This window comes from Empedobacter sp. 225-1, assembly GCF_030328185.1.
GTDB classification, from domain to species: Bacteria; Bacteroidota; Bacteroidia; order Flavobacteriales; family Weeksellaceae; genus Empedobacter; species Empedobacter stercoris.
In genome coordinates, this window is record NZ_JACALO010000029.1 from 1 (window position 1) to 15,950 (window position 15,950).

General features: G+C 31.9%; 16 protein-coding genes and 1 tRNA gene. 4 read left to right on the plus strand and 13 right to left on the minus strand.

Going from position 1 to position 15,950, the window contains the following annotated elements; all coding sequences use genetic code 11:
• Nucleotides 1-504 precede the first annotated feature (504 nt).
• Nucleotides 505-589 (minus strand) — tRNA-Ser (locus HX088_RS09440).
• A 322-nt stretch (nucleotides 590-911) separates the two neighbouring features.
• Between HX088_RS09440 and HX088_RS09445 the strand changes: the two genes are divergently transcribed.
• The 3 genes from HX088_RS09445 to HX088_RS09455 all read left to right on the plus strand — a co-directional run bounded on the left by HX088_RS09445 (nucleotide 912) and on the right by HX088_RS09455 (nucleotide 5,801).
• Nucleotides 912-2,351 carry a glyceraldehyde-3-phosphate dehydrogenase gene (locus HX088_RS09445; protein WP_171623745.1) on the plus strand — a complete coding sequence of 480 codons (1,440 nt, stop codon included), beginning with the start codon at nucleotides 912-914 and terminating at the stop codon, nucleotides 2,349-2,351.
• 182 nt (nucleotides 2,352-2,533) lie between these two features.
• Nucleotides 2,534-5,542, plus strand: coding sequence for a RemA C-terminal-like gliding motility protein (locus HX088_RS09450; protein ID WP_286484011.1), 3,009 nt, complete (start codon nucleotides 2,534-2,536; stop codon nucleotides 5,540-5,542).
• Nucleotides 5,543-5,549: 7 nt separating this feature from the next.
• Nucleotides 5,550-5,801, plus strand: coding sequence for a hypothetical protein (locus HX088_RS09455; protein ID WP_286484012.1), 252 nt, complete (start codon nucleotides 5,550-5,552; stop codon nucleotides 5,799-5,801).
• 48 nt (nucleotides 5,802-5,849) lie between these two features.
• On the opposite strand, the gene HX088_RS09460 is transcribed toward HX088_RS09455, so the two are convergent.
• Nucleotides 5,850-6,878 (minus strand): hypothetical protein, encoded by a 1,029-nt coding sequence (locus HX088_RS09460; protein ID WP_286484013.1) that lies wholly within the window; start codon nucleotides 6,876-6,878, stop codon nucleotides 5,850-5,852.
• A 105-nt stretch (nucleotides 6,879-6,983) separates the two neighbouring features.
• On the opposite strand from HX088_RS09460, the gene HX088_RS09465 reads away from it, so the two are divergent.
• Nucleotides 6,984-8,492, plus strand: a complete 1,509-nt coding sequence (locus tag HX088_RS09465) for a carbon-nitrogen hydrolase family protein (RefSeq protein ID WP_171623741.1) — start codon at nucleotides 6,984-6,986, stop codon at nucleotides 8,490-8,492.
• Nucleotides 8,493-8,669: 177 nt separating this feature from the next.
• On the opposite strand, the gene HX088_RS09470 is transcribed toward HX088_RS09465, so the two are convergent.
• The 11 genes from HX088_RS09470 to rpsB form a co-directional block, all read right to left on the minus strand.
• On the minus strand, nucleotides 8,670-9,965 hold the full coding sequence (locus HX088_RS09470) for a DUF3748 domain-containing protein (protein WP_286484014.1): 1,296 nt from the start codon (nucleotides 9,963-9,965) through the stop codon (nucleotides 8,670-8,672).
• Nucleotides 9,966-10,113: 148 nt separating this feature from the next.
• On the minus strand, nucleotides 10,114-10,560 hold the full coding sequence (locus HX088_RS09475) for an REP-associated tyrosine transposase (RefSeq protein ID WP_286484015.1): 447 nt from the start codon (nucleotides 10,558-10,560) through the stop codon (nucleotides 10,114-10,116).
• Nucleotides 10,529-10,711 carry a hypothetical protein gene (locus HX088_RS09480; RefSeq protein WP_286484016.1) on the minus strand — a complete coding sequence of 61 codons (183 nt, stop codon included), beginning with the start codon at nucleotides 10,709-10,711 and terminating at the stop codon, nucleotides 10,529-10,531. Before HX088_RS09480 ends, HX088_RS09475 begins: the two co-directional genes overlap by 32 nt.
• A 117-nt stretch (nucleotides 10,712-10,828) precedes the next feature.
• Nucleotides 10,829-11,623, minus strand: a complete 795-nt coding sequence (locus HX088_RS09485) for a hypothetical protein (RefSeq protein WP_286484017.1) — start codon at nucleotides 11,621-11,623, stop codon at nucleotides 10,829-10,831.
• Between the two features lie 291 nt (nucleotides 11,624-11,914).
• Nucleotides 11,915-12,304, minus strand: coding sequence for a hypothetical protein (locus HX088_RS09490; protein ID WP_286484018.1), 390 nt, complete (start codon nucleotides 12,302-12,304; stop codon nucleotides 11,915-11,917).
• A gap of 289 nt (nucleotides 12,305-12,593) precedes the next feature.
• Nucleotides 12,594-12,791: a hypothetical protein gene (locus HX088_RS09495; protein WP_225542754.1), complete on the minus strand. Its 198-nt coding sequence runs from the start codon at nucleotides 12,789-12,791 to the stop codon at nucleotides 12,594-12,596.
• Between the two features lie 48 nt (nucleotides 12,792-12,839).
• On the minus strand, nucleotides 12,840-13,064 hold the full coding sequence (locus tag HX088_RS09500) for a helix-turn-helix domain-containing protein (RefSeq protein WP_396127068.1): 225 nt from the start codon (nucleotides 13,062-13,064) through the stop codon (nucleotides 12,840-12,842).
• Entirely contained in the window at nucleotides 13,051-13,566 is a 516-nt protein-coding gene (locus HX088_RS09505) for a hypothetical protein (protein ID WP_260542389.1), read from the minus strand. The genes HX088_RS09500 and HX088_RS09505 overlap by 14 nt, the downstream gene beginning before the upstream one ends.
• 175 nt (nucleotides 13,567-13,741) lie before the next feature.
• Nucleotides 13,742-14,065 carry a T9SS type A sorting domain-containing protein gene (locus HX088_RS09510; protein WP_188319051.1) on the minus strand — a complete coding sequence of 108 codons (324 nt, stop codon included), beginning with the start codon at nucleotides 14,063-14,065 and terminating at the stop codon, nucleotides 13,742-13,744.
• 130 nt (nucleotides 14,066-14,195) lie between these two features.
• The gene (gene tsf / locus HX088_RS09515) at nucleotides 14,196-15,020 is read right to left on the minus strand and encodes a translation elongation factor Ts (protein ID WP_171622438.1); all 825 of its coding nucleotides are present in this window, start codon (nucleotides 15,018-15,020) and stop codon (nucleotides 14,196-14,198) included.
• 115 nt (nucleotides 15,021-15,135) lie between these two features.
• Complete coding sequence (rpsB, locus tag HX088_RS09520; protein WP_171622439.1) at nucleotides 15,136-15,882, minus strand: 30S ribosomal protein S2; 747 nt, start codon at nucleotides 15,880-15,882, stop codon at nucleotides 15,136-15,138.
• Between the last annotated feature and the right edge of the window lie 68 nt (nucleotides 15,883-15,950).

Sequence of the window (15,950 nt, forward strand, 5' to 3'; positions counted from 1 at the left end):
TTCGCAAAACTTCCAAAATTCTTTCGTAATTTGCATTCAAGTTGTTCATTGTAAATGTTTTGCAACTAATTCAAGTTGCTGATTTTCAATCAAATGAACAACTTTTATCTTTTTAATTCATAATGCACAACGGGTATTATATATATTCAATGAATAAAAAAGTGACAGAAAGATTCTTTAAGAAATTTTAATGTTCATTTTCATTCATCATTTAAGTTTCTTTGAAATAATAAACTAAACATTCATATTTTATTATTATTTACTTCTAAAACTACAACACTATTTGTAACCACAAGAATTACAACCAGTATATTATAGCCCGATGTCGCAGATTTGCAATTTGTGATTTTAACTCGATGTGCAGAGAGTGAAGGTGTTTCATATTCCTAAGAAAAGGAAAATAGATTCTAAGAAAAACTTACATGCTTCGCAACTATAATTTTTTGTTTTTAGGAGTTGATGAAAACAAAAAACCCAACAGATTACTCTATTGGGCTTTATCAGCGGAGAGTGAGGGATTCGAACCCCCGGAGGTGTGACCCTCAACAGTTTTCAAGACTGCCGCATTCGACCACTCTGCCAACTCTCCAAAAACGCTGTTTATTGCGTATTGCGAGTGCAAATATAGAATGCTTTTTCGAATTACCAAATTAAAATTTCAAACTTTAATTTCACGAAAACGTTTTCGTGAAATATAGCTATTGCTTTAACTTGTTTATTAATATGCTTTTAATCCTATTTTGAGAATGTTATTTTTTAGTGTAAAAATTTATTCTTCATTAAAATTTTGCTGGAAATGATCTGTTTTTAATGACAATCATTAGTTTTTGTAAAAAAAATATACGAAATCGTTATAATTGATTACTTTTGCCAATAATTAAGTAAATAAACACATTTAAACATTTTCTAAAATGAACCACTCTTCTTATGATCAGCAACTTGCATCTTTCAATGAAATGAGCAAAAAGGTTGTAGAATTCATTAAAATTGTTTCAGATTTATGGTACGATCAATCTGTTGAATTGGTAATCTTCCGTAATCAATTAGTTGATAAAAACGTTAGTGATATCGTAAATTTACACCAATATGCAGAAGAATTTGTTGAAAACAAAATTGCTATTGATGATACTTTAGCGATTGCAAAAGCAATTTTTCAAGCAAATTTACCAGCTTCTCGACTTGATGTTGGAAAATTAGCAAAAGAATATACTTCAGGAAATTATACTTCAGCAGAAGCTTTTGTTGAAGAAAAATTAGGTGATAGTAGAAATGTAAAAAGTGTAGAGCCAAAAGATGTTGTGCTTTATGGTTTTGGTAGAATTGGACGTTTATTAGCGCGTGAATTGGCTTCTCAAATGGGAAAAGGTCAACAGTTGAGATTACGTGCTGTTGTGACACGCGATAAGCACGATCCGGTTTTATTAGAAAAAAGAGCATCTTTATTGCGTCATGATTCTGTTCATGGTGATTTTGATGGAAATGTAGTAGCAGACCACGAAAACAATGCATTGATTGTGAATGGTGTTACTGTGCACATGATTTCTGCAGCTCAACCAGAAGATATCGATTATACAGCTTATGGAATTAATGAAGCTTTAATTATCGATAACACAGGTGTTTTTAAAGATGAAGAGGCTTTATCTCGTCATTTGAAATCTGTTGGTGCAGACAAAGTTTTATTAACAGCACCTGGTAAAGGTGTTCCTAATATTGTTTATGGTGTAAACCATGAAGAACATAATCCAGAAAATGTAAACATTTTCTCTGCGGCTTCTTGTACAACAAATGCGATTACACCAATTTTAAAAGTTGTTGAAGATAACTTAGGAGTTGTAAAAGGGCATTTAGAAACAATTCATGCTTATACAAACGACCAAAATTTGGTTGATAATATGCATAAAAAATACCGTCGTGGACGTGCAGCTGCTTTAAACATGGTTATTACAGAAACTGGTGCAGGAAGCGCTGTAGCTAAAGCATTACCAAGTTTAGCAGGTAAATTAACTTCAAATGCTATTCGAGTTCCAGTTCCAAATGGATCTTTGGTCGTATTGAATTTAGAAGTTAGTAAAGATACTTCTGTAGAAGCGGTAAACAATTTGATGAAAGACGCTGCGTTGAACGGAGAATTAGTAGAACAAATTAAATATTCGTTGAATAATGAATTGGTTTCTTCTGATATCGTAGGAACTTCTGCTCCGTCGATTTTCGATAGTAATGCGACAATTGTTTCTGCCGATGGGAAAAACGTTGTGATGTACGTTTGGTACGATAACGAATATGGATACAGTCACCAAGTAATGCGTTTAGCAAAACACATTGCAGGTGTTAGAAGATATACATACTATTAATAGTATTTTTTCCCTTTATTTAAAATTAATCCGTTAACATTTATTTGTTAGCGGATTTTTTTTGTAGGATATTCATTTAAAAACACTTAAGTAAATTTTATGTATTATTTTTGTTAATGTTATATTAATGCTAAATATAAAAATTAACATTACTTCTGTTTAACTAAACAAATATTTTATTTATGAAGAAAATTTACTTATTTAATAGGATATTTCTCCTGATAGGATTAGTATCCTTTACTGCTTTTGGCCAGACAGTTGCTTATGAAGGAAATTTTGGAAACGCTACACTACAATCATCATATACAGCTGACATTACCTTAAATTTACAATCTAAACAGTGGTTTGCAAGTTACAGATATCATAGTGTATCAGATTTTAGATTAGGAAATAATGCGTCAGCTAAAGTTCCAACTAAATTTATTCAAGCTGCACCACAAGGAGCATCAATAGAAATGCTATGGGATATAGAAAACGTTAAGACAATCTCTTTAACAACATCAACAACTTATGGAACAATTCAAAAATGGTATATTTTTGAATCTGTTGATCAAGGAAATTCATGGCAAGAAGTAGCATCACAAGATCATATATCAAATGCTAAATGGACATATACTGCTTCGTCAACTAAATCTTTAGGAACAAGATATGCTTTTATTGTAACAGGTACTTCGAATCCACGTGTAAGATTAACAGATATTTCAATTACTACAGAAGTTCCTACAAACTTCCCTCCAATAGTTTCTTCAAAAACAATTACAGGAACTTACGGTGTCTTATTATCTGACGGAACTGTAACGGCAACAGGCAATCCTACATCTTGGACGCAAACGGGGACATTACCTTTAGGAATTACATTTGATAATGGCGTTTTCTCAGGTACACCTGAACAAGCAGGAACATTTACAACTCAGGTAACTGCTACAAATGGTCACGGGACTTCTGATCCGGCTAATGTAACTTTTGAAATAGCTAAAGCTAATCAAACTGTAAATTATACATTTGAGAATTTAACTCAAGACCAGGGAACTACTTTTGCTGGGTTACCAACCCAAACAGAACAAGGGATAAATATTGTATATACATCTGCAGATAACTCTATTGTTTCTACAAACGGAAATATCTTATCATTTGAAGGGATTGGTTCTACAACTATTACTGCAACAGCATTAAGTACAGATAACTTTAATGAATATACAACAACTTTTGATGTAAGAGCTAATGATCCAAATGCAACATATTGTTTTGAGGAAACATTTGATGGTTTAAAAGGTAATAATACAAGTGGAAATGGATCTAATACGGCTTGGAATGGAAATAGCAATTTTCCAACAACATCTAGTGCTTATCAAGCAGGAGAGGCTGTAAGATTAGGAACTAGTAGTAAGACGGGAGCTATCACTTCTAAAACACTTGATGAAATTTCAGGTAATGTTACTGTAAGTTTTGATGTAAAAGGATGGACTTCGGTAGAAGGTAGCATGAATGTTACATTAGGTACAGAAACTAAAAATGTAACATACATTGCAACAATAGCTAACGCCTTTGAAAATGTAACTGTAAGTTTTGACAATGTTGCAGCAGGATCTACCTTGAAATTAGAAACATCTGCAAAAAGAGCATTTATTGATAATGTTAAAATCCAATGTTCAGCTACAAATAGTTCTACAACTTGGGAAAATGGGGCTTGGTCGAACGGAGAACCAGATTTAACAAAAGAAGCTGTTTTAAAAGCTGTTCCAACTGCAGGTTTTTGTGCGAAAAAATTAACAGTAGAAAATGAGATAACAATTCCTGCAGGAATTACAATTACAGTAGAAAATGAAGTTGTTAATAATGCAACTTTACGTTTTGAGCATGGAGCTTATTTGATTCAAAATAATAATAGCGCTGTAAATGTTGGTCCTGCAATGTTTGATAGATCATCAACACCTATTTACCGTTTAGAAAATTTAATGTGGTCTTCACCAGTTATTAATCAAAATATTTTCGAAATTTCTCCAAATACTTTAACAAATCGTTTTGCAAGATTTTTAGAATCAACTAATGATTGGACAGAGAATGTAACTGCTACAGATAATTTTAAAGCAGGAGAATTAATTTCTTTTAGAGCCCCTAATAATTATAACAACTACGGAGAAGGCGATGCTCAGGTATTTGAAAGTTCATTCAGAGGTCAATTATTTAATGGAGAAGTAACGATTCCTGTAACTAAAACATCTAAAGGAAATAATGCAGTAGGAAATCCTTACGCGTCACCACTTAGTTTAGATGCTTTAATTGCTGCTAATACATCAGTAGGAGTAAACTCTGTTTATGTTTGGACGCATTCTAAACCAATTGTAAATGGAGCATATCAAGGTTCTAACTGGGCTATTTACAATGGAATAGGATGGAATGATCCAGCTATGACTTCACCTAATATTGACATTGCACAAGGATTTATAGTAAAAGTAGCAAACGCTGGTAATTTAGTGCTTAATAATGCGATGCGTACCTCAGCTAATGGTCCAGTTTATTACAAAGAACAAAAAGATAGATATTGGTTAAGTTTATCAAATAATCAAGGTAAAATAAATTCTTCTTTAATAGGGTATGTAAATGGATCGACAAATAAATTTGATCAAAATTTTGATGCTCAACCATTTGACAATAATAATGAAGGATTATATTCTGTTTTGAACAATGATTTATTTGTAATTCAAGGACGTGGAGATTTTAATAACGAAGATTCTTTTGATTTAACTTTCAATGTTAAAAAAGCAGGAACTTACCAAATCAATTTAGAAAAGTTTGAAGGTGTTTTCGAAAATCAAAATATCTATTTGGTAGACAAAAAATTAGATAAAGTATTTAATTTAAGCGAATTAAAATCTTATTCTTTTGATACAAAAGCAGGAGAAATTAATGATCGTTTCTCTATAAATTATCAAAATAAAACATTATCAACAAATGATTTGTCTAAAAAAGGATTGGTAGTTTATGCTCAAAATAAACAGATTACAATTTCATCTAAAGAATCAATAAAATCAATAAAATTAGTTGATATTTCAGGAAGACAATTACAAAATATTCAAAACATAAATACAAAAAATTATGTAATCAATTTGAATGTAAATCCTCAAGTTGTTGTAGTTGTTGTAGAGAATACAAATGGTACAACTGAATCTAGAAAAGTAATTTTAAAATAATTAACGTATGAAAAATATAAAAAAAATAACCTTATTATTTTGTTTGATGTCTACTGTGACTTTTGCAAATACTGAAAAAGGTGGAATTCGTTTTTTTGAAAGTAATAACACTACTCAAAAAGCTGATGATACAGATGATCCAGGTGGTTTTGTTACAGATGAAGACCCAGCCGCTCCAATCGACGATTATTTACCATTATTGGTAATAGGGGCAGGATTGGTTGCTTTACGTTTCAGAAAGCAGTTATTAAAAAACTAATTTCTATAAAAAAGAAAGCTTCTCAATTTTGAGAAGCTTTTATTGTTTTTATTCCAAACTGTTAATGATAGCTTTATACAAAATTTCGCCCATAGTCTTACAATCTTCATACGATTGGTCTTTGTAAAACTTCGCGAAACCTTTTCGTAATTGTTCTATATTTTCATCTTTAGAAATCGTGTCTTTTTTTATGATTTTCATTAAATCTCGAAAACGCTTTGAGCTGTTTGAAATTCTTTTCGTGATCAATGATTTTACTTCTTTTCGATATTGATCGATAGAATTAGGTTTTAAACGATCATTGACTAAATCAACCATTATTCGATTCTCTTTAAAATATTGTGGACGATATATTTTTAGATTTCCTTCATAACATTGTTGATCAAAATCGATTGGTCGAATTCTGTAAATCACTTGATCAAAATCATGGATCGGAATTACCACATAGTTATACGAACGCATATCGCCCAAAAGACCAATAAAACAACGTTCATTAAATTTTACAAATTCCTTCGCAATCTGATTTTTTTCTAAATCGTTACATTTATCCAAATCATTTTTAATGAAAACATCGCCTGGTATTCCTAAAATATGTTCCTCAATAAGCGTGTTCTTATACACCAAAAAATTAATTCGGTGCGGAGACAAAATATCTTCTAATTCTAAACCATAAATACGCGAAGCATCTGCTTGTTTAATATAGAAATTGGTATAATTATCATTCAGAATATTTCTCACACGAATTCGGAAGGGTTTCGAATTTCCGAATGTACAATAATCAATAGAATCAACAACGAGATAAGGTAACGACTCTTCATCACCATCCGAGTGCAAGTAGGTGTAAATTCTATTCAAACTATCTTGTATTTCTTGATGCTCCGAATCGGTATAATAAACACCCAACCAATGGGTGTCATTTCCTTCTTTATCTTCCAAAGCAACACAGCCCGAAAAACGCATCAAATCATCATATTCTATACTCGCTTTAGTTGTGCGATGATATTTTTCTAAATAATGATTCAACTCTTCGCAAATAGGATAAATGGGCTTTTTAAATGCTATTTTTACATCTTTCATTTTCTAATTCATCTACCTTACGAAGGTAAGCGTAAATTTATTTTTTTATAATTGTAAATTGGATTATTATTTGTTAATTTAAGACCAAATAAAAATCTTAATAAAATGAATATTCAAGTCAGAAATTTGACACTTGAAGATTATAGTGATTTGACTATTTCAACAAAAGAAGCTTATCACAATCAACTTGGAACATGGACAGTTGAAGAAATAAAAGAATTGTTAGCTATTTTTCCACAAGGACAATTGTGTGTTGAAGTTGATGGTAAAGTTGTAGCTTCTGCATTAAGTATTATTGTAAATTCTAAGAAAACAAATCTTGAGTCAGATTACGATACGATTACTTCTAATGGGAAATTCTTGAAACACGATTCTGAAGGTGATATTTTGTATGGAATAGAGGTTTTTGTGCATCCAAATTATCGTCAACTTCGCTTAGGTAGACGCTTATATGATGAGCGAAAAGCATTGTGTGAAGAGATGAACCTGAAGTCGATTGTCGCAGGTGGTCGTATTCCAAATTATTATAAATATTCGAAAGAATTAACACCTCGTCAATATATTGAGAAAGTAAAAAGCAAAGAAATATATGATTCTACGTTGGCTTTCCAAATTTCCAATGATTTTAATGTCAAAAAAATCTTGAAAAATTATCTGAAAGACGATAAAGAATCGTTAGAATATGCGACGCTATTAGAATGGAATAATATCTATTATGAATCAGAATTAACATCTAATTCACCTACCAAACGTAATATTCGTCTTGGATTGGTGCAATGGCAAATGCGTTTGTTTAATGGGTTACAGGATTTTTATGATCAAATCGAATTCTTTGTAAATGCAGTTAGTGATTATGGTTCGGATTTTATCATGTTTCCAGAGTTTTTCAATACACCGTTGATGAGTCCTTACAATCACTTGAAGGAAATTGAAGCGATGCATCAATTGGCAACGATGACAGATGATATTGTAAAGAAAATTCAAGAATTTGCCATCACCTATAATGTCAATATTATTTCTGGTTCGATGCCACATCTAAAAGATGGTAAACTATACAATACGTCTTTTCTTTGTCATCGTTCGGGTAAATTAGATTCGTACAGTAAAATTCATATTACACCAAACGAATTCAAGTATTATGCGTTAAATGGTGGTGATGAAATCAAAGTTTTTGATACGGATTGTGGTAAAGTTGGATTACTAATTTGTTACGATGTCGAGTTTCCTGAATTAAGCAGAATTTTGGCAGATCAAGGAATGGAAATTTTATTTGTTCCTTTCATGACAGATACGCAAAATGGATATACTCGTGTCCGTAGTTGTGCGCAAGCTCGTGCCATAGAAAATGAATGTTATGTTGCAATTGCAGGTTCTGTAGGGAATTTACCACGCGTTAACAATATGGATATTCAGTATTCTCAATCGGCTGTTTTTACGCCTTCAGATTTCTCATTTCCAAATAATGGAGTGAAGGCAGAAGCGACACCAAATGCCGAAATGGTTCTTGTTGCTGACGTCGATTTGTACCTTTTGAAAGAGTTGCATGAATATGGAACAGTAAAAACAATGAAGGATAGACGAAAAGATTTGTACCAAGTGCAATTGATAAAATAACCTAAAAAAAACCTCCAAAATGGAGGTTTTGTTTTAGTTCTTATTCTTGTGACTATCTCTTGAATAAGAACAATAATTAACGATATAGATTTTAGGTTCGGTTGAAAATCTATTCTAAATGTAGAACTAAATTTTTATAGAAACAAAACATTTAATATCACAATTCGAATTTTAACATTAATCATAATCATAATTTAATTCTATTTCGAAGATTTGAATATATTTTTTTTTGAATTTATTCGGTACAAATTGATTAAAATAGATTTTTTTTCGGTTATTTGAAAAATGAGGGATTCCTGTTAACTGATGATTGAATGTGTTGTTTTGATAAAGTACGCTCGATCTTTTTTCGGTTAGATCTAAAATGATAATTTTTTGATCACTAAAAAAAACAGCTAATTTTCCATCAACAGATAGATTGAAAGGAGAATCAATTGATTGTTCTAAAAATGAATATTGAATAATCTCGTTAGAAATCAAGTTTACGCCAAATAATTGTGTAGTTTGATGTTCATCTTCCATTAAAAAGTAGATGACTTTTCCGTCTTGAGAAGAGCGTAACCAATGACGAAAGTTACTAATTCCTTTTTTGGTAAATGTGATTCTTTTCTGCGAAATACACTTCGGAACATCTGGTAATGTTGTTGTCGTTCCTAATAAATTATCGGTTTCGTCAATAATAATTTTATCAGGAATAGTTGCGACAAAAATTTCAGTTTTCAAATCACCATTTTTATCTCTTACATATCCTTGAAAAGCAATGTTATGAGAAGAATTTATCCAACATTCATCAAAAGCTTTTTCAATTTCATCACTTCCATTTGTAGGAAACGGAACAACTTTAGAAACGATGATTGAAAACATTTCGCCCGAATTATTCTCTAAATTTTCATCAAAATTAACTTCTACTTTTTGGGGAAACATCATTCCAACTACGCGCTGATCTTTAACGGTAGGATTGTGCTTTGACTCTTGTTCTAAAATAAAATCGTTGTACGTGAAACTTATCCAATTCGTTTCTTTTTTCCACGAATGCGAATGTGTTCCACCTCTCAAAGCTCCGTTGGTAAATGGGGGCTGAATGTTGCGAGCATCCATAAAAATGGGTTGATTCGGATATTCTAAATCAATTGCTACCGCAGTTCTTCTTGTAGCTGAATATGGATTTGTTTGATTCGCATTGCGAATTCCATGGATGAAAATGACTTTATTTTTGATTTGAGAAAATGACACCGCTCCAACTCCAGGTCCAAACTGTGTTTGATTTTGGGTTTTATAAATTAACTGATTTTCTAACGTTTTGGTATTGAATAAAAAAATAGAAGAAGTTTCTCCAATTTTTGTGTCATCATTACGAGTATCATAAACCAAATATTTACCATCGAATGATTCGATTTGGAAATGATGCAAAGTGTGTCCAAAATTATCAAAGGTTAGTTGAGTTGGCGAATTTGTATGTATTAGAGTTGTCATAATGGCAAATTTAAAATTGATTTTTGGTTTTATTCCAACCTTCAATCAAAAGAAAAACGTCAATTTATTTATTTCCTTCGATAGTTTAATTAGAAAAATCCCCGATGTCGCGGATTTGCAATCCGTGACCTTATCTATACATCTATATCTACCCCATAAACACTACCTTAACTTCCAAATCATTATCCAAACCTGCATAATTACGTGCCGAACTGAAATAATAATCTTCTGCATTTACAACCACTTTCTCTTTTACAGGATTTTGATGAATGTAATTTATCTTCTCCTTTATAAATGAATTAGAATAAACAGATTCTGCATGGTAACCATCTTGCCAAACCTTATATTGTTGCTGGCGTTTTAAATGTGCACAAGCTTCGGTAAAATATTTTAACATCCATTCTCGTCTGCTTTCAGGTTCATTTATTATGGTTTCTATTATTTTTTTACTTGTGTACTTTTTAAAATTTCGCATTATTTCTGCTAATGTTAACGATTCTACACTTTTACAAAGCAAATGCAAATGACTGTGCATTAAAACATAAGCATAGATTTCTAAACCTTTATGCTTTTGACAATATCTTATAGGCATCATAATTTTCTACTGGTGCATTCTTGTAAAATGCTTTAAAAGCATCATTTTTAGAATTAGCTATATCAATAAATAAATCATTTGCCCAACATTGTGATTGTGCATTTAGGATAATTCCTAGAAATACAAAAACTATTAATAATACCTTTTTCATAATTAGTTGCATAAAATTAGTTTAGGGTTCTTTTCTCTCAGATTTTTCCATGCATCGAATGCGTTCTGATTATCCAATGCTTTTAATACATCTGGAGATGCGCTACCAAAATTTTTTTCAAAAATCTTTTTCAAAAATCTTTTTCAATTCTGTTGTTATATTAGTTTTTTGCATGAAAATATGAAGTTCAGCATTATCAATGAACATTGTTAAATTATTATTAGGATCAATCATACCTTTACTGCTTTTTCCTTCTCTTAAAAACTTAATATTATCTTGAATAGACTTGTATTTTAACCATTCATTCACATCGGTCTTGATTGTTGTTTTCATAGAAACTGCTGTATTAACAAATATATCATTCCCTTGACGAGTTCCTTTATAAAAATCAACTCCTTTTACATTAAAGGATATATCCCTCGAGTGATTCCAACCATCCATTTTTTTATAGTGATAGTGCCCCATAATGTCTTCAAACAATGTCCGTCCACCCAACATGTCGGGAATTGGATATTTCGTTTTCCATATATTGGTAATATCTTCTAATTTTTCCGGTAATGTTTTAACGAGAAAGTCGTCAAGCGTTTTCGAAATCTTCTTAACTTTCTTAAACGCATCGCCTAGTTTATCTGCAATCTCTGGTAAATCTTTTACTATTGCCGCTCCTGACATTAGTGTAATAACCGAGTTGCCTACACCACGTGTGGCTAAGTGGCTGCGTTCGCCATTGTCTTTACTGTTTAAAGATTTGTTCCAATCTTCTGGTGTATTGCCTGTGGTTACCGTTAGGATTACATCACCTAATATTGGAAAAAATTCTTTCGGGTTTTCACCAACTTGGGGTCTAATTTCTTTAAACTGTGTTTTTATACCACTACGTACTTCTTCATCTACAGCAACGTCGTACACCAATACCCCCCAAGCTGGTAATATCGGTTACTTTTTGTGCAATAACCTCAAAACTTCCTGTAACAAGTCCTGGTGCCTTAATAGTAGCATTAGAGGAATCTGAATAAGTAGGTTTTTCTATCTCTCCTGTTTTTAATAGATAAGTTGTAAGACCTATTCCTTCAGATATAATTTTTATGTATTTGCCTTTTATCTCTATCTTTTTTCCATAGGCAAAGGGTTCATCGCTACTAAAGTTTCCTTTTAGATCATATCTATTTACACCCCGATGTCGCGGATTTGCAATCCGTGACTTTATCTATACAATTCTACTGTTGTTATGGTTATAAAATAGGTTATAAAATAGGCACTGCTACTATCGGTTACTTTTTGTGCAATAACCTCAAAACTTCCTGTAACAAGTCCGGGTGCCTTAATAGTAGCATTAGAGGAATCTGAATAAGTAGGTTTTTCTATCTCTCCTGTTTTTAATAGATAAGTTGTAAGACCTATTCCTTCAGATATAATTTTTATGTATTTGCCTTTTATCTCTATCTTTTTTCCATCGGCAAAGGGTTCATCGCTACTAAAGTTTCCTTTTAGATCATATCTATTTACACTATTTTCTGCTAAAAACTTATTGGTTTGTGCCTTTAGATGTTGTGATAACTGTTGTAATTGCTGTTTTGGTTGCTTTATTATCAACTACTTGTATATTATTTCTTATTCCAAATGCTTTTACTTGGATGCGACCATTATCATATGTATATCGGATTTTGGTATCTATTTTCGTATCTGTCCAATCTCCGCTATCAATTTGATTGTTAGTTAAAGCTTTTTTTACTTCAACTATCTTTCCGCTTTCCTTTGCAAAAATTTTCAGCTTATTACCAATCCATTTTTCTAATTCTGCACTTTGGTTTCCGCTTTGCTCTTCGCTTTAAATGACGATAATAAACCTGTCGGTCCACCCCGAACAATTCATAGGAGAATCTTATGGTTTCTTTTTGTTCCTTTCGTAAAGAGTGGATAGTTCGGGGGGTGAGTTTTTTCGTATATCAATTTGATATTCCTCTTCGGCAAGGTTAATCATCATGTCAAAAATAATAGCTTTTTTATCCGCTACATAAGCCTGTTTTTCAAGAAAGGTCTTCTGTTTTTGCAAAAGTTTTACTTGAGCTTCAAGCTCCATAATCTTTTGTTGTGGTGGCTTTGGCATATTCGATGGGGATTGGTTCTCCTAGTCAAAGGTACCAAATTTTCTGAGCCAACTTACAACTGTGCTTCGGGCTTGGATGCCATATTTACGACAAGCAACAGTGGTAGAGAGTTCTCCAGACTCGATTTCTTTTACAACGTTCAACTTAAAAGACATACTGTAATCGCGCTGAGTGCGTTTGACATAGTTGTTTCTTTCTTCCATAATAACGATTATTTTTTTGAAAATTATCTTAGCAACCTTCATTGTACATTACATCAAAAGAAACAACTTTATCATTCACTAAATAGAATTGTAAAATTGAGGCATTATCATAATCTTCTATATTAAAATAACGAAAAGCCTTTGTTCTTTTTTCTGTTTTTTCATCGTATCCATCAAAAATTTCGATGTTTAGGTTTTTATATTTGGAAAGTAATTCATCCAAAGTAGAACCAATCTTTATTCCTGATAAGGTTTTTAAGCTTGAATCAGATGATTTAATCATATAAATTGTCAAATTATCAGCTCTATTGCTTTCACCGTTTTGAGTTAAACCAACTTTGTACGTTATCCCTTTAGAGACAATTGTTAAATCACCATCAGGATAACCATATTCATTTAATTTTAGCTTAAATTTTTGTCCAGTTAATTTCTCTAATTCAGACAATTTCATTCCAAGTTTAATATCATTGATTCTCGTTGTCGAAACTTGTGCTTGTGTAGTAATTCCAACTATTAAAGCAAGTATAAAAAGTATATTTTTCATTGTTTTTAAATTTAAGTTTGATTAACTTTTATTCGTATGAAAATAAGCTTGATAATTTCTCTCATTTACCTTATTTAAATTTACTTTTTTTTAAATCTTTTTGTTAAAAAAATACTCCAAGAAGCCTATAGCTTTTGGAGTATTATATTTGATGATTTTTTCTTAATTGATTGAATTAGTTCTTAATTAAAGATTGTGTTTCTGTTGAACCATCTTGATTAAAAACACGAACAATGTATTTCCCTTTTTTCAAACCTTGTACATTAAAGTTTGTTTTTTGGCTACCATCTAATTTTTTACTCATCACTTCATTTCCAATGATTGAATAAATAGACACTGAGCTTGCCTTTGACGGATGATCAAATTTTATTGTTACAGTAGAAATAGCAGGATTAGGATAAATGCTAATCGAGCTTTTATCTTGATCAAGTTTAGACTGCGCAGTTGCTGTTCCTAAAGTGAATAATAAAATTGATATAAATAGTATAAAGTGTTTCATATGCTTGTAATCCTAACAAATATAAAAATAAATTATTATAAAACAAACATTTCAAAACTTATACCAAATAAAAAAAGTGATGCTAAATTTAGCATCACTTTAAGAGATATAATAAAAAATTATAAATTTATTATAAGCTGTAACGGATGTATCCTGTTACTTTTAATTCTGGGTTAACCGCTTTAACAACATCTTTAACAGAAGTTTTTCCGTCTTTGATTGATGGTTGGTGAACTAAAGTATTCTCTTTGAAGAATTTTTGTAATTTACCTTGAGCAATATTTTCAATCATGTTTTCTGGTTTACCTTCAGCAATCAAAGTTTCTTTAGCGATAGCTAATTCAGTATCGATTACAGATTGAGCAACTTGTGTTTCATCTAAAGCAACTGGGTTCATTGCTGCAACTTGCATAGCAACGTCACGTGCAACGTCAGAAGCTCCATCTACGTTAGCAGATAAAGAAACTACAGCACCAATTTTGTTACCAGCGTGGATGTAAGAATTAACGATAGCACCTTCGATTGCTTGGAAAGTACCGATTTCGATTTTCTCTCCAATAACACCTGTTTGCTCAGTTAATTTTTCAGCAACTGTAATTCCAGCGTATGGTAAAGCTAATAATTCTTCTTTAGAGTTAACTGTTAAAGCTAAATCAGCGATTTCGTTAGCCATAGCAACGAAAGCATCATTTTTAGCAACGAAGTCAGTCTCACAGTTTAATGCGATAACAATACCTTTAGTTTGGTCAGCGTTAATTTTAGCAATAACTGCACCTTCTGAAGAATCGCGGTCAGCTCTTTTAGCAGCTACTTTTTGTCCTTGTTTACGTAAAACTTCTACAGCTTTATCAAAATCTCCACCAGCTTCTTCTAAAGCTTTTTTAGAGTCCATCATTCCCGCACCAGTTGCGTTTCTTAATTTACTTACCTCTGCGGCTGTTGCTTTGTAGCTCATAGTAATATTTTTATTTTGTTTTCTTAATATTTTAAATAAAAGTAGCTCATACACCACAAAGTGGTATAGGAGCTACAAGGTATATTATATCGATGAAATGATCATCAAGTTAATGTTAAGCTTCTTTAGTTTCAGCTCCTTCTTCTTTACCTTCTTTTGCTTTTTCTTTTTCTGCTTTACGTGTTGATAAACCAGCTTTGATAGAATCAGCTACTGTAGTTAAGATGATATCGATAGATTTAGAAGCATCATCATTTGCAGGGATTGGGAAATCTACTTGACGAGGGTCAGTATTTGTATCAACCATTGCAAAGATTGGAATACCTAATTTTTGAGCTTCAGCGATTGCGATGTGCTCACGTACGATATCTACAACAAAAACTGCAGATGGTAAACGTGTCATATCAGCAATAGAACCTAAGTTCTTTTCTAAAGATGCTCTTTGACGATCAACTTGTAATCTTTCTTTTTTAGATAGTGTTTCAAACGTACCGTCTTTTTTCATACGATCGATTGAATTCATTTTTTTAACTGCTTTACGGATAGTAACAAAGTTAGTTAACATCCCACCAGGCCAACGTTCTGTAATATAAGGCATGTTGATTTCTTCAGCATGCTTAGCTACAACATCTTTTGCTTGTTTTTTAGTTGCAACAAAAAGAACTTTACGTCCAGATGCTGCAATTTTTCCTAACGCTTCAGATGCTTCATCTAATTTCACTGCAGTTTTGTGAAGGTCGATGATGTGGATTCCGTTTTTCTCCATAAAAATATAAGGAGCCATAGCCGGATTCCATTTTCTTGTTAAGTGACCAAAGTGCACACCAGCACCTAATAAGTCCTTTACATTTACTTTTGCCATTTTCTTTTTTTTAGTTTACGTTCCGTTATCTCAACAAGCAACAAATAAGTGGTCGAAAATTTCTCGCC

Coding starts and splice junctions, on each gene's coding strand:
- HX088_RS09470 (WP_286484014.1), bottom strand. CDS start 9,965: ATGACAACTCTAATACATACAAATTCGCCAACTCAACTAACCTTTGAT.
- HX088_RS09455 (WP_286484012.1), top strand. CDS start 5,550: ATGAAAAATATAAAAAAAATAACCTTATTATTTTGTTTGATGTCTACT.
- HX088_RS09480 (WP_286484016.1), bottom strand. CDS start 10,711: ATGAAAAAGGTATTATTAATAGTTTTTGTATTTCTAGGAATTATCCTA.
- tsf (WP_171622438.1), bottom strand. CDS start 15,020: ATGAGCTACAAAGCAACAGCCGCAGAGGTAAGTAAATTAAGAAACGCA.
- HX088_RS09450 (WP_286484011.1), top strand. CDS start 2,534: ATGAAGAAAATTTACTTATTTAATAGGATATTTCTCCTGATAGGATTA.
- HX088_RS09475 (WP_286484015.1), bottom strand. CDS start 10,560: ATGATGCCTATAAGATATTGTCAAAAGCATAAAGGTTTAGAAATCTAT.
- HX088_RS09495 (WP_225542754.1), bottom strand. CDS start 12,791: ATGGAGCTTGAAGCTCAAGTAAAACTTTTGCAAAAACAGAAGACCTTT.
- HX088_RS09460 (WP_286484013.1), bottom strand. CDS start 6,878: ATGAAAGATGTAAAAATAGCATTTAAAAAGCCCATTTATCCTATTTGC.
- rpsB (WP_171622439.1), bottom strand. CDS start 15,882: ATGGCAAAAGTAAATGTAAAGGACTTATTAGGTGCTGGTGTGCACTTT.
- HX088_RS09465 (WP_171623741.1), top strand. CDS start 6,984: ATGAATATTCAAGTCAGAAATTTGACACTTGAAGATTATAGTGATTTG.
- HX088_RS09500 (WP_396127068.1), bottom strand. CDS start 13,064: ATGAAGGTTGCTAAGATAATTTTCAAAAAAATAATCGTTATTATGGAA.
- HX088_RS09445 (WP_171623745.1), top strand. CDS start 912: ATGAACCACTCTTCTTATGATCAGCAACTTGCATCTTTCAATGAAATG.
- HX088_RS09510 (WP_188319051.1), bottom strand. CDS start 14,065: ATGAAACACTTTATACTATTTATATCAATTTTATTATTCACTTTAGGA.
- HX088_RS09505 (WP_260542389.1), bottom strand. CDS start 13,566: ATGAAAAATATACTTTTTATACTTGCTTTAATAGTTGGAATTACTACA.